The 251-nt window shown below is 73.7% G+C and carries 1 protein-coding gene; it reads left to right on the forward strand.

The window, feature by feature from the left end; all coding sequences use genetic code 11:
- A partial coding sequence (locus HKX41_12495; protein ID NNC24955.1) for a hypothetical protein occupies window positions 1-251 on the forward strand: 251 nt, incomplete at both ends.

Here is a 251-nt window from a genome sequence, read left to right on the forward strand (position 1 = left end):
GCTTCGATCGCGGTGCCGAAGCCGCGCGCGACGACGCGATCCTGCCGGTGCTCAAGACCCGCGCCTGGCACGAGCTGGCGCTGCAGCAGGCGCGCTCGATCGGCGGCGGCGCGCGCAGCGCGTTCGTGATCGAGCCGCTGGCCGGCGACCTGGTGCTGACCTATGCCGAGGACCGGCCCGAGTCGATGGATTACCTGTCGCCGGCCGAAGCCGAGCGCCGCGGTCTCGACCGCGAAGCCTTGCGCGCCTGC

The sequence above is a fragment of the Salifodinibacter halophilus genome (assembly GCA_012999515.1).
Lineage (GTDB): Bacteria > Pseudomonadota > Gammaproteobacteria > Nevskiales > Salinisphaeraceae > Salifodinibacter > Salifodinibacter halophilus.